The organism is Streptomyces sp. NPDC051452 (assembly GCF_044454765.1).
Lineage (GTDB): Bacteria > Actinomycetota > Actinomycetes > Streptomycetales > Streptomycetaceae > Streptomyces.
This window is the reverse complement of record NZ_JBITEB010000007.1, coordinates 122,307-145,553: the sequence shown is the minus strand read 5'-3', so window position 1 is coordinate 145,553 and position 23,247 is coordinate 122,307. Positions and strand designations below refer to the sequence as shown.

The window sequence follows — 23,247 nt, the reverse complement described above, 5'->3', positions numbered from 1 at the left end:
GTCGCCCCCCGGTCCGGCCGGGGGGCGGGGCTCAGCCCAGGTCGAACGTGGCCGGGTCGGGGCCCAGCCGCCGGTCCTCGTCGAGCGCGCTGATCGCCGCGAGGTCCTCGTCGTCCAGGCTGAAGTCGAACACCTCGATGTTCTCCTTGATCCGGGACGGCGTGACGGACTTCGGGATCACGATGTTGCCGAGCTGTACGTGCCAGCGCAGCACGACCTGCGCCGGGGTGCGGTCGTGCTTGCGCGCGATCGCGACGATCGCCGGCACCTCCAGCAGGCCCTTGCCCTGGCCGAGCGGTGACCAGGCCTCCGTGGCGATGCCGTGCTCGGCGTGGAACTCGCGGGAGGCCTGCTGCTGCAGATGCGGGTGCAGCTCGATCTGGTTGACCGCCGGGACGACGGAGGTCTCGGAGAGCAGCCGCCGCAGGTGCTCGGGAAGGAAGTTGGACACGCCGATGGCACGCACCCGGTTGTCGGCGTACAGCTTTTCGAACGCCCGGTAGGTGTCGAGGTAGGCGTCCCGGGAGGGCAGCGGCCAGTGGATCAGGTACAGGTCGAGATAGTCCAGGCCCAGCTTCTCCAGCGACGTGTCGAACGCGCGCAGCGTGGAGTCGTATCCCTGGTCGCTGTTCCAGAGCTTGGTGGTGACGAAGATGTCCTCGCGGGGCAGGCCGGAGGCGGCGATGGCCTTGCCGGTGCCCTCTTCGTTGCCGTAGATCGCCGCTGTGTCGATGCTGCGGTACCCGGCCTCCAGTGCCGTGGCGACGGCCCGCTCGGCCTCGTCGTCCGGCACCTGCCATACGCCGAAGCCCAGCTGGGGCATCTCGACGCCGTTGTTGAGGATGATCGGGGGGACCTGGCTGCTCACGAGCTTAGTGATCCTTCGGTTGTCGACAGGTGGTACACCCATGGTCAACGATCACGGGCCCCGATGCATTCCGGATCGCGAGATCGAACGCGACTGACCGGCAGGTCAGTACCTCAGCTCCCGTAGAGGGCGTCGACCTCGTTCGTGTACGCCTTCTCGATCGCCTTGCGCTTCAGCTTCAGCGACGGTGTCAGCAGACCGTGTTCCTCGGTGAAGGGCTGGGCCAGGATGCGGAAGGTGCGAATGGACTCGGCCTGGGAGACGAGGGTGTTGGCGGCGACCACCGCGCGCCGCACCTCCGTCTCCAGATCGGCGTCGCGCACCAGCTTGGCCGCGGGCATCCCCGGCTTCCCGCGCATCTGCAGCCAGTGCTCGACGGCCTCCTGGTCGAGGGTGACCAGCGCGGCGATGTAGGGGCGGTCGTTGCCGACGACGATGCACTGGTTGACCAGCGGGTGCTCGCGGACCCGTTCCTCCAGCACACCGGGGGAGACGCTCTTGCCGCCGGAGGTGACCAGGATCTCCTTCTTGCGGCCGGTGATGGTCAGGTAGCCGTCCTCGTCCAGCGAGCCGAGGTCGCCGGTGGCCAGCCAGCCGTCGTGCAGCGTCCCGTCGGTGGCCTTCTGGTTGTTCAGGTACCCCTGGAAGACGTTGCCGCCGCGCAGCCAGATCTCCCCGTCGTCCGCGATGTGCACGGTCACGCCCGGGATGGCCTGGCCGACGGTGCCGTACCGGGTGCGCTCGGGCGGGTTGGCGGTGGCCGCGGCCGTCGACTCGGTCAGACCGTAGCCCTCGTAGATCTGCACGCCCGCGCCCGCGAAGAACAGTCCCAGCCGGCGGTCCATCCCGGAACCGCCGGACATGGCGTTGCGGATGCGGCCGCCCATCGCCGCCCGCACCTTGGAGTAGACGAGCTTGTCGAAGAGCTGGTGCTGCATGCGCAGCGCCGCCGACGGGCCGGGTCCGGTGCCCCACGCCTTCGCCTCGATGGCCTCGGCGTACTTCACCGCGATGTCGACCGCCTTCTCGAACGGCCCGGATCTGCCTTCCTTCTCCGCCTTGCGCCGGGCCGCGTTGAACACCTTCTCGAAGATGTACGGCACCGCCAGGATGAACGTCGGCCGGAACGCGGCCAGGTCGGGCAGCAGGGCGGCCGCGTGCAGCTGTGGCTGGTGACCGAAGCGGACCCGGCCGCGCACCGCGGCGACCTCCACCATCCGCCCGAAGACGTGGGCCAGCGGCAGGAACAGCAGCGTGGAGGCCTCGTCGTCCCTCTTCGTGTGGAACACCGGCGTCCAGCGCTCGATCATGGTGTCCGCCTCGAACATGAAGTTCGCGTGCGACAGGACGCAGCCCTTGGGGCGTCCGGTGGTGCCGGAGGTGTAGATGATCGTGGCGACCGAGTCCGGGGTGACCGCCTGCCGGTGCCGGTGCACCACCTCGTCGTCGACCGGGGCCCCGGCGTCGTACAGCTCCTGCACACAGCCCGAGTCAAGCTGCCACAACTGGCGCAGCCGCGGCAGCCGGTCGATGACCGTGGCGATGGTCATGGCGTGGTCCTCGTGCTCCACGATCGCCGCCACCACCTCGGCGTCGTAGAGCATCCAGAAGCACTGCTCGGCCGAGGACGTGGGATAGACCGGCACCACCTGGGCGCCGATCGTCCACAGGGCGAAGTCGAACAGGGTCCACTCGTAGCGGGTGCGGGACATGATGGCGACCCGGTCGCCGAACCGGATGCCGCGGGCGAGCAGGCCCTTGGCCAGGGCGAGGACCTCGTCGCGGAACTCGGCGGCGGTCACGTCCCGCCACTGCCCGGAGGCGTCCTTGCGGCCGAAGGCGATGCGCGACGGGTCCGCGGCGGCATACTCGAAGACGACGTCGGCCAGACCGCCCACCGGCGGCGCCGATGCCAACGGCGGGTTGGTGAACTCGCGCAAAACCTCGCTCCCCGATCCTCGCTGCTTGCTCGGACGCCCCTGATGCTCGGCACAGCGCGGTGAAAGCTACCCCACGGCTCCGCCCGGCGGGAGGGGGTCGGAAACCGAGCAAACCTGACGTTTTTCCGGCACGCCAACCCGAAAATACCCCCACATGGGTAAGGGCCGGACACAATACTGACGGGTCAGTAAGTTTCTGGCGCCGTAATCTCCACCGAATCTGTACGCGCCCGGCACGGTGTACGGCGCCACCGTGCGCGCCGAGCCGTCCGCGGACCGCCGCTCCGAGGGCCGCCGCACCGCCTCACCAGGGCGCCGACCGTTCCCACCGTCCTGTCGCGCCACGAAGCGCGTCCAGCCGCGCGCCACCGTGTCCGAAGGCCGTCCGGTGGCTGGGAGCGGCGTGCGCCTTCACCGTGTGCTCGCCGGTTCGCCGCCCCGTCCGCCATGCCGGCGCGGGAGGAGCGCTTCCCGGCGCGCCTGCGCGGGGGGAGCGCTTCCCGGGGTGAACGACCTCGAACTCCTCCAGGCCCACCACTGTCGCCCGGGCCTTGGCCGCGCTCTGGTGCCGGATTGCCGCCTGGCCGGCGCGGGAGGCGGCGAGGGACCGGCGGTCGGTGTCAGCCCGTGTCCCCGTGCCCGGTCCGGCAGGAGCGCCGTCCTGGCCAGGCCAGGCGGGGTCTCCGGGCGGGGCGCCATCTGCGCGCCCGTCGGCCGTGTGCCGCCGTAGCCGCTCTCCGGTGGGTCAGTCGCCGCGGCGGCGCAGCCGTTCGCCGCCTGCCAGGATGGCCGTGGCCAGGGCGTTCGCCGCCTCCTCCGCCGGGGCGCGGCGACGGCCGTGGACGAGGACGAAGTCGATCCCGCCCAGCTCGGGCAGGCCGGCCCGGTCCGGCAGCCGGAACAGGCCGGGCGGGATCAGACGCCGGGAGTGCGCCATCACACCGAGACCCGCGCGGGCCGCCGCGATCAGCCCGTTGAGGCTGCCGCTCGTACACACGATCCGCCAGGGGCGGCCCTGGCGCTCCAGGACCTCCAGCGCGCGCGCCCGGGTGATCCCGGGCGGTGGGTACACGATCAGCGGCACGGGCCGGCCGGCGTCCAGACGCAGCCGTTCGGCGCCGATCCACACCAGCTCGTCGCGCCAGACCAGGGCGCCCCGGGGATCCTCCGGACGCCGCTTGGCCAGGACCAGGTCGAGCTTTCCGGCGGCCAGCCGCTCGTACAGGGTTCCCGACAGCTCCACCGTCAGCTCCAGGTCGACCTCCGGGTGGTCGTAGCGGAAGCTCTCCAGGATCTCCGGCAGCCGGGTGAGGACGAAGTCCTCCGAGGCACCGAACCGCAGCCGGCCGCGCACCCGCGTCCGGGTGAAGAACGCCGTCGCCTGCTCGTGCACCTCCAGGATCCGGCGGGCGAAGCCCAGCATCGCCTCCCCGTCCTCGGTCAGCTCCACCGAATGGGTGTCCCGGGAGAACAACTGCCGGCCGGCCGCGTCCTCCAGCCGGCGCACATGCTGGCTGACGGTGGACTGGCGCAGCCCCAGCCGCCGGGCGGCCTGCGTGAAACTGAGCGTCTGGGCCACCGCGAGGAACGTACGCAGCTGCGTCGGGTCGTACACGGTCGCGCAGCCTACTCCGTTATCGGGATCCGTGATGACAGTGAGAGTGGTATGTGGGATTCCCGATCGACGGGCGGTGGAGGACGATGGGAGAGGGGCGCGCCGCGGCCGCGTCGAACCGCTCGACGCCACCGGCGAGCCCGGACCTCACACGCACGACACACACAGCAATCGGAGCACCGTGACACGCCTGCGCTGGCCGAGTTGGATGCCGATCGACCCGTATATCGTGCTGCTGCTCGGCACGGTGGGCCTGGCGGCGCTGCTCCCCGCCCGGGGGGCCGCCGCCGACGTGGCCTCGGGCGCCTCCACGGCCGCGATCGCCTTCCTCTTCTTCCTCTACGGCGCCCGCCTGTCCACCCGGGAGGCCCTGGACGGACTCAAGCACTGGCGACTGCACCTCACGGTCCTGATCTGCACGTTCGTCCTCTTCCCGGTGTTCGGGCTCGCCCTGCGAGGTACCGTGCCGGTCCTGCTGACCCAGCCCCTCTACCAGGGCCTGCTGTTCCTGACCCTGGTGCCCTCCACCATCCAGTCGTCCATCGCGTTCACCTCGATCGCCCGCGGGAACGTGCCCGCGGCGATCTGCGCCGGCTCCTTCTCCTCCCTGGCCGGCATCATCCTGACCCCGCTGCTCGCGGCGGCCCTGCTCGGCAACAGCGGGGGCGGGTTCTCGGGGGACTCGCTGGTGAAGATCGTGCTGCAGCTGCTGGTGCCGTTCCTCGCCGGGCAGCTGCTGCGCCGCTGGCTCGGCGCGTTCATCGCCCGGCACAAGAAGATCCTCGGACTGGTCGACCGCGGCTCGATCCTGCTCGTCGTCTACACCGCCTTCAGCGAAGGCATGGCCCAGGGCATCTGGCACCAGGTCAGCCCCGTCCGGCTGGCCGCGCTGCTCGCCGTCGAGGCGGTGCTGCTCGCCGCCATGCTGGTGCTGACCTGGTACGGCGGCCGGGCGCTCGGCTTCGGCAGGGAGGACCGGATCGCCATCCAGTTCGCCGGTTCGAAGAAGTCCCTCGCCTCGGGGTTGCCCATGGCGAGCGTCCTGTTCGGCGCCCATGCCTCGCTGGCCGTGCTGCCGCTGATGCTCTTCCACCAGATGCAGCTGATGGTGTGCGCGGTCATCGCCAAGCGCCGGGCCCGCGACCCCGAGGAGTCCCGGGACGCCGTACCCGGGTCAGCCGCGCACGCGGTCCAGGGGCAGCCACAGGACCGTGTCCTGCGCTGACCTCATCGCCGCCGGATCCGACAGCTCCCCGTCGGTGAGCGCGCGGTCCCACACACGCACCTCGTCGATCGCGCCGGCGAAGAAGGCGCGGCCGTCCATGCGCTGACCGATGTGCACGCCGAAGGGGGAGGTGCGGCTGACGGAGCCCGGCACGTCGGCGACGGAGGACCGCGCGCCGTCGACGAACAGCGTCAGGCCACCCTGCCCACCTCGGCGGAACACCAGGTGGTGCCACTGTCCGTCGTTGTACGCGCGGTCCGTGCGCACCGACGCCGTCCGCGGGGCCGCCGCACCGTCCCGTACGGTGATCAGGGCCTGCATCCGGTTCTCCGCCGGCTCGCCGCGCACCCACACCTGCGGCTGGGTGGTGCCGATGCCCCCCATCCACAGCAACGGCCGCTCCCCGCCGACGGCCGTGTACCGGAACCACAGGGAGACGGTGAAGTCACGCGTCCCCAGGGGCAGCCGGCCGCTGTACGGCAGGCGTACGGCGTCGTCGGTGCCGTCGAACTCCAGTGCGCCGCCGAGGACGCCATCCGTCTCCGTCGCGCCGCCGAGCACCGCGGCCGGGCGGGCGTGCGGGGCCAGGTCGGCGGTGACCGGGTCGGGACCCCGGCGGGGCGCGAGCCAGTCCTCGGTGAACCGGGCGAAGCGGATCTCGTCGCGCGCGTCCACCGCGCCACCCTCGTACACCAGGCCCACCTCGTCGCGGCCGAGGCGGGTCAGGTCGGAGTAGCCGGACCAGTCCGTGGTGACGACCGTGCCGCGGTCCACGCTGTCCCAGGTGCGGCCGCCGTCGTAGGAGGACCGGATCATCATCGTGCGGCGCCGGTCGGGGTCGCCGGGGCAGGCCAGCAGGAGGCGGTCGCCGAGGCGTAGCAGTGAACCCTGCACCTGCGGGGCGTACAGGCCGGGCAGTGCCTGGAACGGGCCGGTGAAGCCGCCACCGCCGTCGCGGCTGACGGCCTGGGTGCGGTGGCCGAGATCGGTGCCGTCCTGCTCCCGCCCGCTGACCAGCACCGAGCCGTCGGCGCGTTCGGCCAGGGCGAGTTCGCTGGGCTTCTGCCGGAAGGTGCCGTCGGGGCCGACGGGCCAGGTGTCGGTGGCGCCGAGGCGCCAGTGGCCGCCGTGGTCGTCGCTGACGACGAGCGCCGCGTGGTTGGCCGTGACCCGACCGCCGTCCCACGTCTCGGCGTTGACCCCGAACACGAGCCGTCCCGCGTACCGGCCGTGGGTGAGCTGGATGCCGTGCACCGGCCCGGTCGCGTACCAGGAGTTCCAGTCGGCGGGCAGGATCTCCGGGCTCAGGTCGCGCGGCCCGGACCAGGTCAGTCCGTCGTCGTCGCTGTAGCGCAGACGCGGGCTGCGGTCGCAGGGCACCGAGCAACCGGCGCTGTCGGTACGGCCCGTGTTGTACGTCTCCGCGAGCCAGACGCGGCCGGTGTCGCGGTCCACGACCGGCGCGGGATTGCCGTGCGTGTCGCCACCGCCCTCGTCCACCACCTGTAGCTGCCCCCAGCTGCGGCCGCCGTCGGTGGAGCGCTTGAGGACGATGTCGATGTCCGCCGCGTCACCGCAGTTGAGCACCCGGCCCTCGGCGAAGGCCAGCAGCGTGCCGTCGGTGGTCCGGACGATCGCCGGGATGCGGAAGCAGGCGTAACCGGGATCCTGGGACGCGCGGAAGAGGATCCGCTGCTCGAACCTGCCTTCTCCGGCCGCCTGTCGGGCCTCGGCCGACGGGGCGGGAGCCAAGGACAGGAGCAGGGCCGCCGCCGTGAGGGCGGCCACGACCAGTGCGAATCCGGGACGGAGGCGAAGACCTGACGGCACGGTGCGACCTGCCTTTCGTCTGGCCGGGTGGCCGAACATCCGCATCCGAACACCCGAATCCGAACATCCGGATATTCGGACATCCGCACATCCCATGTCCAACGTGCGCTTCCATGACGGTAGTTGCGGCTCGGGTACGCCACAAGGAGCGTGCGGGCGTCGGTGTGTGCGGGCAGGGGTGGGCGGACGCTTGCCGGGCGGGGCATTGGCGCGGGCGGATGCCTGGCCCGGGAAGCTTGCGGGCAGGTCCCCGTCGGGCGGGGTGCTCCCGGAAGCGTCCCCGGCGGGCGGAACTCTCACGGCCGGGTCCCGGTCGGACATGTCCGCCGGGCATCCGCCGGGCAGGGCACGCCCGCACGCCTGCCGTGCAGCGCATGCCTGTTGGCGGGATTCTCACGGCCGGGTCCCGGCCGGAGGTGTCCGCCGGGCATCCGCCGGCAGGGCACGCCCGCACGCCTTCCGTGCAGCGCATGGCCGCCGGCAGGATTCTCGCGGCCGGATTCGCTCCCGGCGGAGCACGCGCAGCCGTGCCGGTAGGACATCCGTCCGCGAACGGGTGCCCGGCCCACCGCCCCTCACGGACGCAGGACGACCTTGCCGAGGTTGGTCCGGGTCTCGATCGTCGCGTGGGCCTTCGCCGCGTCCTCCAGCGCGAACTCCTCGTGCACGGCGGGCCGCAGCGTGCCGTCGGCGAGCATCCGCCACAGCTCGCGCCGCCACTCCTCGTACAACTCCGGTCGGCCGCGGGCGATCAGCGCCATCTGGAAGCCGATCACCGACTTGGCGTCCACCAGCAGGTCGTACGCCTGGATCGTGCCGCCTCCCGAGCTGTAGGCCACCAAACGGCCGTGTGGGGCCAGAGCGGCGAGGGCCGGGGTGAGCAACTCACCGCCGACGGCGTCCAGGACGCAGTCGACGGGGTCGCCCCAGTCGGCGTCGCCGTAGCGAACACAGTCGTCCGCGCCGAGCGAGCGGACGAAATCCGCCTTCCCCGCATCGGACACGGCGCCCACCACCCGCCCCGCGCCCCGAGCCCGGGCCAGCTGCACGGCCAGGTGCCCCGCACCGCTTGCCGCCGCCGTGACGAGTACCGCCTCGCCCGGGGCGGACCGGGCCGCCTCCAGCGCACCGAACGCCACCAGCCCGCCGCGCACCAGCGCGACCGCGTCGACGGCGGTCGCCCCCGGCGGTATCGGGGAGGCCATGGACTCGTGCAGCACGGCGAAGTCGGCGTACCCGTGTCCGAAGCACAGCCCGGTCACCCGCTCACCGGACCGGAAGCGGGTCACGCCCGCTCCCACCGCCGCCACCTCACCGGCGATCTCACCGCCGAGCGGGATCGGCTCGGCGCTCTCGGTGACCTTGCGGACGACGGGCAGGGTCACCCCGACCGCCTCTACGCGCACCAGCACCTCGCCGGGGCCGGGCTCGGGGACGGGCGCCTCCTCCAGGAACAGCGGACCGCCGGTGGACTCGTAGCGAACGCGACGCAACGCTTACCTCCCGGGCCGGAGAACCCGGCCTCCGTCGTCGGGAAGACCCGTGAACGCGGGGACACCCGAATGAATTCGTTGGGAGTCCCAACGATAGGGAAGCTTCGTTGGGAAGTCCAATGAATTGCGGGTTAGAGTGCCGCCATGGCCGAAGCACCCCTGCCCGCGATCCGCTCCCTCCCCAGCTGGCTCCTGGGCCGGGCCGCCGCCCGGGGCCGGGCCCTGGTCGCCGACGCGCTCGCGGTCGAGGGGCTCAAGATGTGGCACCACGTGGTCCTCTCCGCCGTCCGCGACCTCGCCCCGGTCGCCCAGGCCGACCTCGGCCGCAGCGTGGGCCTCGACCCCAAGGACGTCGTCGGCGTCCTCAACGACCTGCAGTCCGCCGCGCTCGTGGTCCGCGCCCCCGACCCCCGGGACCGGCGGAAGAACGCCGTCTGTCTCACCGACGAGGGCGCCCGCCTCCTCGTCCGCTGCGAGGCGGCGGCCCGGGACGCCAACGACGAGCTGCTCGCACCGCTGTCGAGCGCCGAACGCGAACAGTTCCTGGCGTCGCTGATCCGGATCTCCGGCACCGACGGCTGACGCGGGCCGGTCTCCGGCCGCCGTACGCGGTACACCGGCGGCCGACCTGGGCGGGCAACCCGCCCCGGCGACCCGCCTCGGTACGGCGCCCCCGCCCCGCCGCCCTGTTTCGGGCCGGCGCTCCGCCTGGGAGCAGCGCCCTCGCCCCGGCGCCCTGTTTCAGGCCGGCGTCCCGCCTGGGAGCAGCGCCCCCCGCCTCGGCGCCCTGTTCAGGCCGGCGTCCCGCCTCGGAATAGCGCCCCCCGCCTCGGCGCCCTGTTCAGGCCGGCGTCCCGCCTGGGAGCAGCGCCCTCGCCCCGGCGCCCTGTTTCAGGCCGGCGTCCCGCCTCGGAACGGGCGCCCTGCCTCAGACCAGTACCCCACCACCGTCTACGACCACGACGGAGCCGTTGCTGTAGGTGCCGCGCATCAGATAGAGATATGCCTCCGCCACCTCGGCCGGCTCTCCGATCCGCCCCACCGGCAGCGCCTCGGCGGACGAGGAGAACAGTCCCTGCCGCTCGGCCTCCGGCAGCTCCCGCCACAGCTCGGTGCGGACCAGCCCCGGCGAGACCACGTTCACCCGCAGTGGCGCCAGCTCCACCGCGAGCGCCCGGGTCAGGGACTCCATGGCCCCGCACAGCGCCGACGCGGCACTCGAACCGGGCAGCGGCCGCTGCCCCGCCGTACCGGTGGTCAGCACCACCGAACCGCCCGCCCGGATCGACCCGGCCCCGTACTTCACCGCCATGTACGCCCCCCACAGCCGGGTGTCCAGGAACCGTCGGGCCTCCGCCGGATCCGTCTCGGCCAGACTCCGCAGCATCAGCGACTCACCGGCCGTGTACACCAGGTGGTCGAAGTCGCCGATCCGGTCGAAGAATCCGCGCACCGCGCTCTCGTCCGTCGCGTCCAGTACCAGGCCCTCGGCGCCGGACGGCAACCGCTTCAGCGCCGCGTCCACGCTCTCCTGGCGGCGCGAGGCGACCACGACCGCGGCACCCTCCCTCGCGGCGCCCTCGGCGACCGCGAGCCCGATGCCCGACGTGCCGCCGATGACGACGACACGCCGTCCCTCCAGGCCCGGCCGACCCGATGGCCCGCCCTGTGCGGGTAGCCCGTGCCGCCCCCACGCGCCCTGCTCTCCCTGCTCTTCCTGCGCACTCTGCTGTCCCCACGCGCCCTGCTGTCCTCGCGGACTCATGAGAAGCCCCTTCCGGCCGGTGTTCCACCTCGTTCTGACGGTTTCCAGCGTGCGGCCGCCCGGGCGCGGCCGTCCAAGACCTCTTCTGCCGGTGGCGATACCCTCGAGGTATCGCCACCCGCGCGAGGGAAGGGGCGGCCATGGATCTGGACCTGCGGAAGGTGCGCTACTTCGTGGCGGTCGCCGAGCTGCTGCACTTCGGCCGCGCCGCCGAGCGGCTGCACATCGCCCAACCGGTGCTCAGCCGTCAGATCCGCGCGCTGGAGAAAGACTTGGGCGCCGAACTGTTCGTACGCGACAGCCACGGCGTGTCGTTGACCGATGCCGGCCGTCAACTCCTGGACGAGGGGCGCGCGTTGCTCGCCTCCGCCGACGGGACGCGCCGCCGTGTCCTGCGTGCCGCGCGCGGGCCACGGCGGCTCCTCGTCGGCTTCCGCGCCGGCGTCGTCGTCACCCCCGCCCTGCGCGCGTTCGCCGCGGCCCACCCGGACGTGGAGGGCAACGCCCGCCGCATCGAGTGGGACGACCAGGAGAGGCTGATCCTCGACGGCACCGTGGACGTCGCCTACGTACGACGCCCGGTCCACGAGGACGGACTGGAGCTGCGGCTCCTGTACGGCGAGCCGCGCGTCGCGATGCTCCCGGAGGACCACCGGCTCGCCGGGAAGAGCGAGTTGACGCTGGCGGACCTCGACGGCGAGACCTGGCTGAGATACTCCGACCCCCGGCCCGGAGACCTGCCGATCCGCACCATCGAGGAGAAGTTCGAGTGTGTCGCGGCGGGAACCGGGATCACCCTCGTCCCGCGCTCGGTGGCCTTGCAGTACTCCCGGCCCGACATCAGCTACGTCCCGGTCGTCGACGCCGCGCCCGACGAGGTGCTGCTGGCCTGGGCGGCGGGCCGGCGCTCTCCGCTGATCACCGCGTTCGCCGAGGCCGCGGCGGCGGTGGGCCCGCCGGAGGGGCCCGGCCGTCCGGGACCCGGCTGAGGCGGGCGCGGATTCGGCCCGGCGGGCGCGGGGCGGGACTGGCGGGGCGGCCGCTGCTCGCTGCCGCCGTGCCGAATCGGGCGGAAGTGGTCAGCCCTGGGCGGCTGCCTCCCGCAGGGCGATCCGCTCCTCGCCCGCGTACACGTTCATCGAGCTGCCCCGCAGGAAGCCCACCAGGGTCAGCCCTGTCTCCGCCGCCAGGTCCACCGCCAGCGACGACGGCGCCGACACCGCCGCCAGCAGCGGAAGGCCCGCCATCACCGCTTTCTGCGCCAGCTCGAACGAGGCCCGGCCGGAGACGAGCAGGAGGGTCCGGGACAGCGGCAGGTCGCCGTTCTGGAGCGCCCGGCCCACCAGTTTGTCGACCGCGTTGTGCCGGCCCACGTCCTCCTTGATGTCCAGCAGCTCCCCGTCCTCGGTGAACAGGGCCGCCGCGTGCAGGCCGCCGGTCCGGTCGAACACCTGTTGGGCCGCCCGCAGGCGATCAGGCAGGCTCGCCAGCAGTTCGGGGGTGACCTGGACGGTCGGGGCGTCGGCGATCGGCCACCGGGCGGTCGTCCGGACGGCGTCCAGGCTCGCCTTGCCGCACAGCCCGCAGGAGGAGGACGTGTACACGTTCCGCTCCAGGGTGAAGTCCGGCAGGTCCAGGCCGGGCGCGGTCCGCACGTCGACCACGTTGTAGGTGTTCGCGCCGCCCTCGCCGGTGGCCCCGGCGCAGTAGACGATGTTCCGCAGGTCGGACGCGGTGGCCAGCACGCCCTCGCTCACCAGGAAGCCGGCCGCCAGTGCGAAGTCGTCGCCCGGCGTGCGCATGGTGATCGCGAGCGGCTTGCCGTTGAGCCGGATCTCCAGGGGCTCCTCGGCGACGAGCGTGTCCGGCCGGGTGGAGAGCGCCCCGTCCCGGATCCGGAGGACCTTGCGTCGTTCCGTGACTCGTCCCATTGTCTGATCAGCCCCGGTTCTGTACGTGCGGGCGGCCGAAGCGCGCCCCTTGATACGGAGTGTGCCGTGTTGATACGGAGTGTGCCGTGGGCCACCCGGCCGCCGTGCGGCGAGATGACCTCGACGGTCTCATTGTCCTGCACAGGGAGGGTGAACGTGCCCGGGGCTCTGTGGAAGCCGACAACTCGGACGGCCGTTTCCTGTGGCATCACCTGTCCTCGTACCCGTCGGTCACTGAACAGACTGGGGACCCGCCACCCACGGCAACGAGGGGACCCACGACATGAACGGCTCACGCATCGTCGCCGTCGGCCACTACCAGCCCGCCCGGGTGCTCACCAACGACGACCTGGCCGGCATGGTCGACACCAGTGACGAGTGGATCCGCAGCCGCGTGGGGATCCGCACCCGGCACCTCGCGGGCCCGGACGAACCGGTCGACGAACTCGCCGCGCACGCCGCCGCCAAGGCCCTCGCCGCCGCCGGCCTCACACCGGCCGACATCGACCTGGTCCTCGTCGCCACCTCGACCGCTATCGACCGCTCCCCGAACACCGCCGCCCGGGTGGCCGCCCGCCTCGGCATCCCGCAGCCCGCCGCCATGGACGTGAACGTCGTCTGCGCCGGCTTCACCCACGCCCTGGCCACCGCCGATCACACCGTCCGGGCAGGCGCGTCGACCCGGGCGCTGGTGATCGGCGCGGACAAGATGTCCGAGGTCACCGACTGGACCGACCGCACCACCTGCGTCCTGGTCGGGGACGGCGCCGGGGCCGCGGTGGTCGAGGCCTGCCTGCCGGGGCAGGAGCCCGGGATCGGGCCGGTGCTGTGGGGATCGGTGCCGGAGATGGGCAACGCCGTGCGCATCGAGGGCACCCCGCCCCGGTTCGCACAGGAGGGGCAGAGCGTCTACCGCTGGGCCACCACCCGGCTGCCGGCCATCGCCCGGCGCGCCTGCGAGAAGGCCGGCCTCGACCCCGCCGACCTGGCCGCGGTCGTCCTGCACCAGGCGAACCTGCGCATCATCGAGCCGCTCGCCCAGAAGATCGGCGCGGTCAACGCCGTGATCGCACGCGATGTCACCGAGTCCGGCAACACCTCCGCCGCCAGCATCCCGCTCGCGCTGTCCAAGCTGATCGAGCAGGGCGCGGTGCGCAGCGGAGACGCGGCTCTGCTGTTCGGCTTCGGCGGCAACCTGTCGTACGCGGGCCAGGTCGTCCGCTGCCCCTGACGCCACCGTGAATCCCCGGCCACGCACGGTGAGCGGATCCCCGCCCACCGCGTACGGCCGGTGATCCGGCGCCGGAGAGTGACGCGAGCCGCTCCCAGCGGACGGATACGCAGGTGAAACGCACTCCGAAAGCTTGGTATTGTTGTCTCGTCGCCGCGGGGAGGACCCCGGCCGGGCGGCAGACACCTAGTCCGGGTGGCGGAATGGCAGACGCGCTAGCTTGAGGTGCTAGTGCCCTTTATCGGGCGTGGGGGTTCAAGTCCCCCCTCGGACACCAGCTGAGACCCCTGTTGATCAGGGGTTTTCTGCTTTTCCAGGCCGAAATTCGAAGAGTCCCCCGTTCCAGGCCGATGAGTTTCCCGCGTCCCGCCGGTCTGTACGCCGGGCACCCACGGACGGAAGGCCGGCCATGCGAAAACTGATCTACGGCATGAACCTGACCCTGGACGGCTACATCGCCGCGGCCGGTGACGACATCGGCTGGAGCGGACCGCCGAGCCACGAGTTGTTCCAGTGGTGGCTCGACCACGAGCAGGCGGGTGGCCTGTCGCTGTACGGGCGCAAGCTGTGGGAGACGATGAGCTCCTACTGGCCGACCGGCGACCAGCAGCCGGGCGCCACCCCGGCGGAGATCGAGTTCGCGCGGAACTGGCGGGACACCCCGAAGGTGGTGTTCTCCTCCACGATCGACAAGGTCGACTGGAACACCCGCCTGGTCACCGGCGACGCGATCGCCGAGATCACCCGGCTCAAGGCCGAGGACGGCGGCCCGATGAACATCGGCGGCGCGACGCTCGCCGGGGCGGCCATGCGCGCCGGGTTGGTCGACGAGTACGTGATCGCCACCCATCCGGTCCTGGTGGGCGGCGGCACGCCCTTCTTCACCGCGCTGGACGGCTGGGTGAACCTGAACCTGGTGCAGACGCGGACGTTTCCCGGCGGCGTGGTCCTGACGAGGTACGAGACGAGGCGCTGAGCAGCGGCACCCCACGCGCCAGGGCCTGTTGCCCTTGGGGAGGTGAGCGTAAGCCGTCGCCGATGGAGTCGTGAACCGTCTGTGCCTGCTCCGTCAGGCCCGTTACCCTGGACGGGTTGGGGCTGGGACCAGAGCTCGACGACATGGGGGCCGGTAAGTGGCAGCGGTGATCTCGGTGTCCGTGAGGGGCGCGTTACTCGGCTTGGACGATCCGGAGCGGATACGGGGCCAACTCGAGGCGGAGACTGGTCTGAAGTGGTGCCGCGAGGAGGTCGACCAGGGGTGGGTACTGACCGGCGGCATCGTCGAGATCCTGCTGGTGGCCGCTGTCTCCAAACTCACCGAGGAGTCCCTCGGCGCGGCCCTGGACGCCACGAAGCGGGCCGTCGAGCGGTGGCGGGCCGGCCGGTTGGATCCGCCGCAGGCCGAGGTCGAGGTAAGGCAGGTGCCGCCGCCCACTGACGCTCCGGCAGATACCGCGGACGAGGGTCGGCCGGGGGGATCCGAGGGAGTGAACGGCTGAGATGGCTTCACGCGCACTGGTGATCGCGCCTTGGGAGTACCAGCCGGGATCGAACGTCCCCGGCTGGCCCACCATCGCCGCGAGCGGACGTATGTACAGAGAGGTCCTCGCGGGCGACGAGCTCTGGGGTGCCGACGGCTGCCGGGTGCTCGGCCCGGACGAGGCGGGGACGATCGACGGGGTCATGCGGGCTTTGGAGGAGACGGCCGCCGAGGTGGGCCCTTCGGACACCCTGCTCGTCGTCTACGTCGGCCACGGAGCCTGCTGGGGCGACGTCCCCGCCGGGGACCAGGTGCACTTCTCGGTGGGCACCTCCCAGGACCGGGCTCCGTGGACGTGGTTGAACAGCTGGTACGTGTACCGCGCCATGCGAGGGTCCGCGGCCGGGCTGAAGGTCCTCATCGCCGACTGCTGCTACTCGCACCGGCTGGGAGACCTGGGCCCGGCCGGGGAGGAGCCGAAGCTGCCGGGGGTGATGGGCCGCCAGTTCGAGGGAACCTGCGTCCTCAGCGCTCTCGGCCAGGATGCCGCGCTCGCCGGTCCGCTCGCCTCCGCCGCGGGGTGTCCCGGTCTCCCGGCACCGTTCGACCAGTGCACCCCCTTCAGTGGACACTTGCTCAACGTCCTCTCGCGAGGCATTCGGGACCGCAAGGACCAGCTCACCTTCGGACTGCTCCGGGAGGCCATCAAGGCCGAGATGGAGAAGTGCACCGCAGGACACCCGCAGCCGCGGATGGTGCTCAGGGACGCTCCCGACGGAACGCAGATCTTCACCAACCGGATGGCCGCCGACCAGCGTGTGGATCCGTCGCTGCCCACCGATCGGCACGCCTGGATAGACTGGTTGAAGGGCGACCCGGACGCGCGTATCCCTTATCTGCTGAAGGACGAGTGCACCACCGCCGACATCGTCTCCACCCTGTGCGACAGAGGGGATGACGACAGCCTGAAGCTGGCCGAGCACATCGATATACGGGCGAACGAGGCTTACCGATCCCCGGACACCTTCGCCAGGTACTTCAGCCGGATGGAGCGTCGGGCAGCTTGAGCGTCACGCATGAGTAGGGCACGACCCGGAGCCGAGGGCTGGCTGGACGACGATCGGACCTGGAGCGTCCGCTACTCCTGGGTGACCCGGAGCAGCACCGAGGAAGTCGCGGCGCGCGTGCAGGCCCTGCGAAAGGGCAACGAGAGCCGGGGTGAGCCGCCTCGTCCTGCCGTCGCGGTCCGGGTGCTGTACGCCTTCGCGATCCAGCGGTCGACCGACCAATTGATCGAAGCGGCGGCCAAGTTCCATTTCTACGACGCGGTGAACGTACTGGCGACGGCGGCTCTGTGGCGAAGCATCTGCGATGCGGCGGACCTGGCGTGCCGTCAGTCGGAGATCGACGGCGCCGTCTGCGCGGGCGCGGCCGGGCAGGGGGAGCGGCAGCAGCCGGAACCCGAGATCGCCGAGTACCGGCCCTCCGCGCTGAGCAAGGGCATCGTGCACGACGTGGCTCGTCAGCGCACCGCGCTCGATGTGGCCAGGTTCGTACGGGAGTTGCGCGACCGGGGCAAGCAGGACCTCGTCGACGCCACGCTGAACACCTTCAGCGAGAAGCGAACCCTGCTCGACACTGCACTGCTCTATCTCGGGCTGCGCGACGAAGGATGCGCGGAGGCGGCGGTGGACCTTCTGGGACGTGCCGTGCAGAGGATCAACACGTCCGGTGCCCGACAATCCGACACGACGACCCCTGCCGGGCTCAACGACCTGGTCGCGGCCCTGCGCATGCTCAGCCCGGTCGAGCCGGTGCTGGAGAACTGGATCGACACGCGGCTGGGCGACACGGACCTGGTGGGGCCCACCAGGGATACCGTCGCCAAGCTGATCTCGGGCTCGGAACACAGCCCGGACGCCCTCATCGAACATGTCGGCAGGCGGTTGCAGTACCACAACGTGGCCGCTGTCTGCCGGACGTTGGCGGAGAGCGACCCCGAGCGATGCGAGGCGATCCAGAATCAGGCCGCGGCACGCGAGGAGCTGCATGATCTCGCCGAGATCATCAGCCGCTGGCAGCGGTTCGAGACCGCGGCGAGGACCAGGGTCGACCTGTATCCCAAAGTCGTGGCCCGTGGCGTGGCGTGCGCCACCGGACCGCGCTCCCCAGCCGAGATCGACACCCTCGTCAAAGAGTTGCGGAACATCGACGCCGACCCGGAGTGCTGGCGCCTGTTGTACATAGCCGCGGCGGAGCACGTCGACGGCCGAACGGGTGGCGAACTCGTGCTGCTGCAGACGAAGATCGAGCGCTCCAGGGACATATACCGGGTGGCGCGTACCGTCGCCCGCCGGCTCACCGCCGGACTGCTGAGCGGGAATGTCGACCCCGGGGTGTTCGCCGACTACGTCACGGCACAGCAGGCGCAGGGCAACCGCGGCAGGATCGCCGCGGACCTCGCCTGCAGGGAGTTGTCGGATCCCTCCGATCCCGAGTTGGCCGGGGTGTCGATGGGCCGTGTCGTCGCCGAGACAGCCGGCCGCCTCTACGGCAACGGGACGGGTCGGGCCTGGAGGCAGGAGAGGGCCTGGGACTTGCTGGAACGCTGCCTGGAGAACGAGCAGCGGATCGCCCCGGCGGACGTGCTGGCGGTCACCGAGCAGTTGCGCGCCAGCCGGATGGACGGACAGCGCCGGCGTTTGCTCTACCGCGGAACGGTCGGCCGGTGGGCGGACGCGGTGCGCCGCCAGGAGGCAGTGGAGCTGTTGCGGAGCTGGGGCTTCGAGGAGGAGGCCGAGCAGGTCGTGGAGTCGGTGCGCTAGGGCCCGTCGTCACGTCGTCGCATTCACGTCGTCGCCCGGGGGGCAGACGGGAATGTGACGACAAGGTCCTAGCCCCCCGTGCGCTGCCGCGGTTCCCGGGAGCGTCCCTGCCCCTGTTCGCGGAGCAGGGAGGTCGGTGGCGGCAGTAGCGGCTCCACCCGCCCGATGTGACGCTTCGAGGCCCACACCATGCCGCGGAACACTGCCAGGGCCATGACCCCCACACCCCCTCCCCACAGATAGAACGCGTGATGGTGGGGGGCACCGGGCTCGGGGTTGCCGAACAGGGTACAAACCAGCAGCAACGCCAGCATGCCGAGAAGGTATGCCCCGGCTTGGGCGGCCGGGTCGGAGCCCAGCCGGCGAAAGCGTGTCACATGCTCCCGGGCGTCGTAGAACCGTCCCAGCGTGGGGAACTGCCGTGCCAGTACCGGCAATCCGAGCAGCAGAACGCAGCCGACGGCGAGCACGGCCATCCCGTGCCACAGGTCCGTCCATCCGGCTCCGTACAGGATCAGTGCGATGAGGACGAAGCTGACGCAGGCCGCGTGCCGGCGGACCCGGTCGCGGCTCGGCGAGACCGGCGGCAGCTTGTCGCGCAAGGAGACCAGGGCTACGCCGGGAACGGCGTACACGACGAGGGTCAGCACCCCGTCGGCCGCGACCAGCGTGTGCCATCGCCCGCCCATCGCGAGGAGCACGACCACCCCGACGACGAAGTCCACCGCCAGCACCAGCCAGTAGACGTCCCTGCCGCGCAGGGTGGTCGTGCGCATGGTCTGCAGACCCCGGTGGGTGAGATGGGCGCGGCTGAGCGTGGCGACCTCGCGGGTCAGGGCATGGGTGAAGACCAGCCCGGCGCCCATGGGGGAGAGTACCGAGTTGATCCGCAGACACCACCCGAGCCAGGCCAATGAGGAGGCGAAGGCGAACTGGGTGTAGGGGGAGTCCGGGCGGCCCGGATGCCACTGCCCCTGGCGAGAGCTGAAGACGACCTGGAGGAGGATGTAGAGCACGGTCGTGCCGATGATCGTGCCGTAGACCGCCCAACGCAGCCGGGCGGACTCGGTCAGCCGCCCCTCGGCCTTGACGTTTCCGGCGAAGTCCAGTGGGCCCTGGAACCCCACATAGGCGTAGATCACCCCGCTGTCCACCACGGCGGCCAGGACCGCGCCGAACCCTCCGGCGCCACCGGCCCCGTCCTCGGCTTCGCCCCCGCCTCCGTGCGGGTGATCGAATCCGGACAGGATGAACAGGACGACGGTGAGCAGCGGGACCACGACCTTCACCAAGGTCAGCCAGGAGTTGCCGATCCGCACCAGCCGCGGGACGAGCAGATTGGTCGCCGATATCACCGCCATCAACGCCAGCGAGCAGACCCAGCCCCAGGCGGTCAGGGTGGTATGGGGCCCTATCAGGAACGTGGGCAGTATGGACGAGAGTCCCTTGGTCATCGCCACGGACTCACTGGCGGCGTTTATCGCGTAGAAGATCCACAGCCCCGCCGCGGCCACGATCGCCACCAGCGGCCCACTGCTCTGCAGCGGAAGGAAGATGAGCCCTCCGGTTTTGGGCGCGGCCGTACCCAACTCCACCATGACACCGGCCACGACCAGCATCACCAGCCCGCCGATCAGCCAGGCCCACGGAGCATCGACGCCGGCCTTGTCATAGGCGTCGGCCGCGCCCAGCAGCCAACCGGAGCCGATCGTCCCCCCGGCGGCGAGTCCGAAGAGTTGGAACAGCGAGAGCCGGCGCGCTTCGTCGGACGGGAGGGACTCCTTCGGCCGGCGGCTGGTGGGCCGCACCTGCAACGCCATCCTGCTCTCCCCCGAGTAGCGTCCACTGATGGTTGGCACCTGGTGTGTCGACAGGTTACAACTCGCGGTCGGCTTTGTCTGATGCTTCATCAGCGCACCGGGAGACGTGCTGTACGTGGCGTCCGACGCGTCCGGGGCCGTGTCCGGACCGGCGTTCGACCGGAAACGAACCGGGGCGGCTACTCGGGCGGCTGCTCGCCGGAGCCGGAACCGGAGTCGGAGCCGCGGTGGCCGGGGGCGTCGAGGAAGTGGAGCAGTACGGCGGCCTCGGCGCGGAGTCGGTCGACGCGGTCGGCGTGCGCGGGAGAGGTCAGCTGTGCCGCCGCGTCCAGTCGCTCGGCCGCCTCGGCGCGCACGATGTCCATCACCGCGCGCTCGCTCAGCTCACGTCGCGCCGCCTCCGTGACACCGACGCCGACCGGTGACTCCTCGAGGGCCGGCCCCCGCGTCACGGCGTTGCCCACCGGGATCGCCTCCGCGTTGTCCAGCGCGGCGAGCGTCGCGCGCAGGGCGCTCACCGCGACCTTGTCGCGGGCCCGCATCGCTTCCGGGAGGGCTTGGCGCATACGAACGCGGAGGGACATGGCGGGACCCTACGGTCGGGGTTCCGGCTCCCGCAACGGGATATCGGCCCAGGGGCTCGGTCCGGTGCCGTCGCACCAGGCCCGCAGGTCCTCGCCGTTCACGCATACGATGCCGGTCGCTTGCGCGTACGCGAGGGCGGGTGCGGTGAAGTCGCTCGTCGTGACCAGCGCCGCGACGTCGGCCTTGTGAACGGTGAAGCAGGTCCCCCCGAAGCGCTGCAGGTCCTGCGAGCCGACCTTGTTGTCCTCGGCGTAGCGCTTGCACTGGACGACCATACGCCGTCCGTCCGGGGTGACCGCGATGACGTCGGCGCCCAAGTCGTTCGCCCCTCCCACGACTTGCACGTCCCGGCAGTCGTCGCGGGCGCACAGGTCGGCTATGGCCTCCTCGAATCCGTCGGGGTCGAGTTCCGTGTACTCGGTCACCTCCACGTACTCGGCCAACTCGTCGCAGGGGGCCGGCCTGTCCGCTTCGGCCGGGACCGGCGGGACGGTGAGGTCGGGGGCAGCGAGGTGGAGGCTGTCGGCCGCCTTCTCGGCCGCCTCCTCCAGCGCCCGGGCGGCCCGGCCCGCGACCCGTGCGGCGGAGAAGCGGCGCCATCTCGACCGGAGCGTCATGGCGGACGCCGCGCAGAGGACCACCAGCACGCCGGCCCACAGCGGGCGGCGTTCGGCGACGCCCGCCGCGAGGCGCGCCAGCCAGCCGAGGAGGCACAGGATGATCGCGAGCAGGACGAAGAACAGGGCGGTTGTACGCAGATCGAAGCGCCGCTCGCGCTCCCGATGCCGCACGGGGCGTATGGGTATGGTCATGCTGGTCTGCCTCCCGGACACCGACGACGAAGATCACCTGCCCTACGAATGCCCAAGATCATCGAGAGTTGTCGCATCCGGCGGGAGTCGAGGGAGAACCGGTGGACGCCGAACCCGTGGTGCCGCGGTGTCCGTGGCGGTCGGGGTGCGGCGCGGCACCGACATCGGCCGACTCGACACCGCTTTGTCGAGGCTCGCGGAGGCGTATCCCTCCCTGGTCGTGCGCCCCGATGCCGAGACCGGTCAGTCCCGTGCTGTCGGGATGGGTGAACTCGGCCCGGAGGTGGCGGGGGAGCGGATCCGCCGCGATGGCGGTCCGGATGCCGCCATGCGCCTCCCGAGGGGCGCCTACCGCGAGACCGTCGCCGGCCCGATGCCTGCCCGTCAGAGCCCCCGCTCGCCGGCCCGATGCCTGCCCGTCAGAGCCCCCGCTCGCCGGCCCTCCTCAGGCCAACCGCCCCTCCACCGCCGCGCGCCACGCGGGTGATCTGGTGTGGTCGGGGGCCGGGCGGGGCCGGCGGCCGCCCGTGGCGAAGAACGCGGCCAGGGGGAGGACCGCCGCGCCCACCGTCACCGCGTCCGGGCCCAGCAGGCCCAGTTCGATGCCGACCCGGGACGCCGGGTGGCGCAGGGCCTGGGCGAGGGCGTGTTCGCGGACCTGCTCCAGGAAGTCGCCGCCGAGCTGAAGACCCGCCCAGCCGCCGATCAGTACGCGTTCCGGCTGGAAGAGGTTGATCAGGTCGGAGAGACCGGCGCCGAGGTAGACGGCGGTCTCGGCGAGGACGGCCGCGGCCACCGGGTCGGGTGCCCCGCCGTCGGCGGGCCGGGCCGCGGCGAGCAGCTCGGTCAGCGCCCGCTCCTCGCCGGCCCCCGCCGACGGCCGCCCGCCCGTGTCCCGCCAGCGCGCCACCAGCGCCTCCGCGCCCGCGTACGCCTCCAGACAGCCGCGCGCGCCGCACCGGCACCGGCGCCCTCCGACCCGTACGGTCAGGTGCCCCCACTCCACCGCCCGCCCCTGAGCCGCCTCCTCGGTGACCACACAGGCGCCCACCCCCGAACCGAACAGCACCACCACGGCGTTGCGGGCCCCGCGCCCCGCGCCGAACCACATCTCCGCCTGCCCCAGTGCCTTGGCGCCGTTGTCGATGAAGTACGGCACGTGCGGCGGGAGTTGGCCGGAGCGCCGGAGCAGGCGCTCCAGGGGTACCGCCTCCCAGCCGATGGTCTGCCCGTGGACGACGGCCCCGCCCTCGCCGGTGTCCTCGATGATGCCGGGTACGCCGATGCCGACGCCGAGCAGCTCGCCCGGGGCGAGGCCGGCCGCCCGCAGAACCTCGGCGACACCGTCCACGACATGGCCGACGACGGCCTCGACGTCGTAGCCACGCGGTCCCAACGGTCTCTCGGCGCGCGCCAGTTCGCTCAGGCCCAGGTCGAACAGCTCCACCCGCACCCGGGTCTCGCCCACGTCCACCCCGATCAGCCGCCCGCTGTCCCGGCGTACCCGCAGTAGCCGACGCGGGCGGCCGACGTCCGCGCCGATCACGCCCGCCTCCTCCAGCAGGCCGTCGGTGAGGAGTTCGGCCACGACGTTGCTGACGGAACCCGAACTCAGGCCCGTCGCCGGGCCCAGTGCGTGCCGGCTCATCGGCCCATCGACATACAACCGTTGTAGAACGGCGCTCCGGCTCTCCCGCCGCAGGTCACGCACCGTGCGGCCGCTCAACCCTGCCACCTGGCCTCCCAGTTCCCGGCGGTTTTTCCGGCCCCGAAGGCCGTTCACCGCTGCCGGATCCCTTGACGTTCGTTTCTCATGAGGTTTAACTC

Annotated in this window: 20 protein-coding genes and 1 tRNA gene; 10 read left to right on the top strand and 11 right to left on the bottom strand. The window is 71.8% G+C overall.

Going from position 1 to position 23,247, the window contains the following annotated elements:
• Nucleotides 1-31: 31 nt before the first annotated feature.
• The 3 genes from ACIBA9_RS18965 to ACIBA9_RS18955 form a co-directional block, all read right to left on the bottom strand.
• Nucleotides 32-868, bottom strand: coding sequence for an aldo/keto reductase (locus ACIBA9_RS18965; RefSeq protein WP_399364332.1), 837 nt, complete (start codon nt 866-868; stop codon nt 32-34).
• A 113-nt stretch (nt 869-981) separates the two neighbouring features.
• Nucleotides 982-2,808: an AMP-dependent synthetase/ligase gene (locus ACIBA9_RS18960; protein ID WP_399364330.1), complete on the bottom strand. Its 1,827-nt coding sequence runs from the start codon at nt 2,806-2,808 to the stop codon at nt 982-984.
• A 745-nt stretch (nt 2,809-3,553) separates the two neighbouring features.
• Entirely contained in the window at nt 3,554-4,423 is an 870-nt protein-coding gene (locus ACIBA9_RS18955; protein ID WP_399364328.1) for a LysR substrate-binding domain-containing protein, read from the bottom strand.
• Between the two features lie 208 nt (nt 4,424-4,631).
• Between ACIBA9_RS18955 and ACIBA9_RS18950 the strand changes: the two genes are divergently transcribed.
• Entirely contained in the window at nt 4,632-5,648 is a 1,017-nt protein-coding gene (locus ACIBA9_RS18950) for a bile acid:sodium symporter family protein (RefSeq protein WP_399364622.1), read from the top strand.
• Here the strand turns inward: ACIBA9_RS18950 and ACIBA9_RS18945 are convergent.
• Nucleotides 5,598-7,478: an exo-alpha-sialidase gene (locus tag ACIBA9_RS18945; RefSeq protein WP_399364326.1), complete on the bottom strand. Its 1,881-nt coding sequence runs from the start codon at nt 7,476-7,478 to the stop codon at nt 5,598-5,600. The genes ACIBA9_RS18950 and ACIBA9_RS18945 overlap by 51 nt on opposite strands.
• 575 nt (nt 7,479-8,053) lie before the next feature.
• Nucleotides 8,054-8,971: a zinc-binding alcohol dehydrogenase family protein gene (locus tag ACIBA9_RS18940; protein WP_399364324.1), complete on the bottom strand. Its 918-nt coding sequence runs from the start codon at nt 8,969-8,971 to the stop codon at nt 8,054-8,056.
• A 144-nt stretch (nt 8,972-9,115) separates the two neighbouring features.
• Between ACIBA9_RS18940 and ACIBA9_RS18935 the strand changes: the two genes are divergently transcribed.
• Nucleotides 9,116-9,553 (top strand): MarR family winged helix-turn-helix transcriptional regulator, encoded by a 438-nt coding sequence (locus ACIBA9_RS18935; RefSeq protein ID WP_399364322.1) that lies wholly within the window; start codon nt 9,116-9,118, stop codon nt 9,551-9,553.
• A gap of 346 nt (nt 9,554-9,899) precedes the next feature.
• On the opposite strand, the gene ACIBA9_RS18930 is transcribed toward ACIBA9_RS18935, so the two are convergent.
• Complete coding sequence (locus ACIBA9_RS18930) at nt 9,900-10,736, bottom strand: SDR family oxidoreductase (RefSeq protein WP_399364320.1); 837 nt, start codon at nt 10,734-10,736, stop codon at nt 9,900-9,902.
• 140 nt (nt 10,737-10,876) lie between these two features.
• Between ACIBA9_RS18930 and ACIBA9_RS18925 the strand changes: the two genes are divergently transcribed.
• On the top strand, nt 10,877-11,725 hold the full coding sequence (locus ACIBA9_RS18925) for a LysR family transcriptional regulator (RefSeq protein WP_399364318.1): 849 nt from the start codon (nt 10,877-10,879) through the stop codon (nt 11,723-11,725).
• A 90-nt stretch (nt 11,726-11,815) separates the two neighbouring features.
• Here ACIBA9_RS18925 and fdhD read toward each other — a convergent pair whose 3' ends face one another.
• On the bottom strand, nt 11,816-12,667 hold the full coding sequence (gene fdhD, locus ACIBA9_RS18920; RefSeq protein WP_362162849.1) for a formate dehydrogenase accessory sulfurtransferase FdhD: 852 nt from the start codon (nt 12,665-12,667) through the stop codon (nt 11,816-11,818).
• A 283-nt stretch (nt 12,668-12,950) separates the two neighbouring features.
• On the opposite strand from fdhD, the gene ACIBA9_RS18915 reads away from it, so the two are divergent.
• The 6 genes from ACIBA9_RS18915 (at nt 12,951) to ACIBA9_RS18890 (ending at nt 18,203) form a co-directional block, all read left to right on the top strand.
• The gene (locus ACIBA9_RS18915) at nt 12,951-13,898 is read left to right on the top strand and encodes a beta-ketoacyl-ACP synthase III (RefSeq protein WP_399364316.1); all 948 of its coding nucleotides are present in this window, start codon (nt 12,951-12,953) and stop codon (nt 13,896-13,898) included.
• A gap of 189 nt (nt 13,899-14,087) precedes the next feature.
• Nucleotides 14,088-14,175: transfer RNA gene (locus ACIBA9_RS18910), tRNA-Leu, on the top strand.
• Between the two features lie 132 nt (nt 14,176-14,307).
• Entirely contained in the window at nt 14,308-14,874 is a 567-nt protein-coding gene (locus ACIBA9_RS18905) for a dihydrofolate reductase family protein (protein ID WP_399364314.1), read from the top strand.
• A 202-nt stretch (nt 14,875-15,076) separates the two neighbouring features.
• On the top strand, nt 15,077-15,397 hold the full coding sequence (locus tag ACIBA9_RS18900; protein ID WP_399364312.1) for a hypothetical protein: 321 nt from the start codon (nt 15,077-15,079) through the stop codon (nt 15,395-15,397).
• A gap of 1 nt (nt 15,398) precedes the next feature.
• Nucleotides 15,399-16,445, top strand: coding sequence for a hypothetical protein (locus tag ACIBA9_RS18895; protein ID WP_393901542.1), 1,047 nt, complete (start codon nt 15,399-15,401; stop codon nt 16,443-16,445).
• A gap of 9 nt (nt 16,446-16,454) precedes the next feature.
• Nucleotides 16,455-18,203 (top strand): hypothetical protein, encoded by a 1,749-nt coding sequence (locus ACIBA9_RS18890; RefSeq protein WP_399364310.1) that lies wholly within the window; start codon nt 16,455-16,457, stop codon nt 18,201-18,203.
• Between the two features lie 68 nt (nt 18,204-18,271).
• Here the strand turns inward: ACIBA9_RS18890 and ACIBA9_RS18885 are convergent, their stop codons facing one another.
• The 3 genes from ACIBA9_RS18885 to ACIBA9_RS18875 all read right to left on the bottom strand — a co-directional run bounded on the left by ACIBA9_RS18885 (nt 18,272) and on the right by ACIBA9_RS18875 (nt 21,420).
• Complete coding sequence (locus ACIBA9_RS18885) at nt 18,272-20,023, bottom strand: APC family permease (RefSeq protein ID WP_399364307.1); 1,752 nt, start codon at nt 20,021-20,023, stop codon at nt 18,272-18,274.
• A gap of 179 nt (nt 20,024-20,202) precedes the next feature.
• Nucleotides 20,203-20,565 (bottom strand): hypothetical protein, encoded by a 363-nt coding sequence (locus ACIBA9_RS18880; RefSeq protein ID WP_399364619.1) that lies wholly within the window; start codon nt 20,563-20,565, stop codon nt 20,203-20,205.
• 51 nt (nt 20,566-20,616) lie between these two features.
• Nucleotides 20,617-21,420, bottom strand: a complete 804-nt coding sequence (locus tag ACIBA9_RS18875) for a restriction endonuclease (protein WP_399364305.1) — start codon at nt 21,418-21,420, stop codon at nt 20,617-20,619.
• Between ACIBA9_RS18875 and ACIBA9_RS18870 the strand changes: the two genes are divergently transcribed.
• On the top strand, nt 21,326-21,907 hold the full coding sequence (locus tag ACIBA9_RS18870) for a hypothetical protein (protein WP_399364303.1): 582 nt from the start codon (nt 21,326-21,328) through the stop codon (nt 21,905-21,907). The genes ACIBA9_RS18875 and ACIBA9_RS18870 overlap by 95 nt on opposite strands.
• Here ACIBA9_RS18870 and ACIBA9_RS18865 read toward each other — a convergent pair.
• Entirely contained in the window at nt 21,866-23,155 is a 1,290-nt protein-coding gene (locus tag ACIBA9_RS18865) for an ROK family protein (protein ID WP_399364301.1), read from the bottom strand. The genes ACIBA9_RS18870 and ACIBA9_RS18865 overlap by 42 nt on opposite strands.
• Nucleotides 23,156-23,247 lie beyond the last annotated feature (92 nt).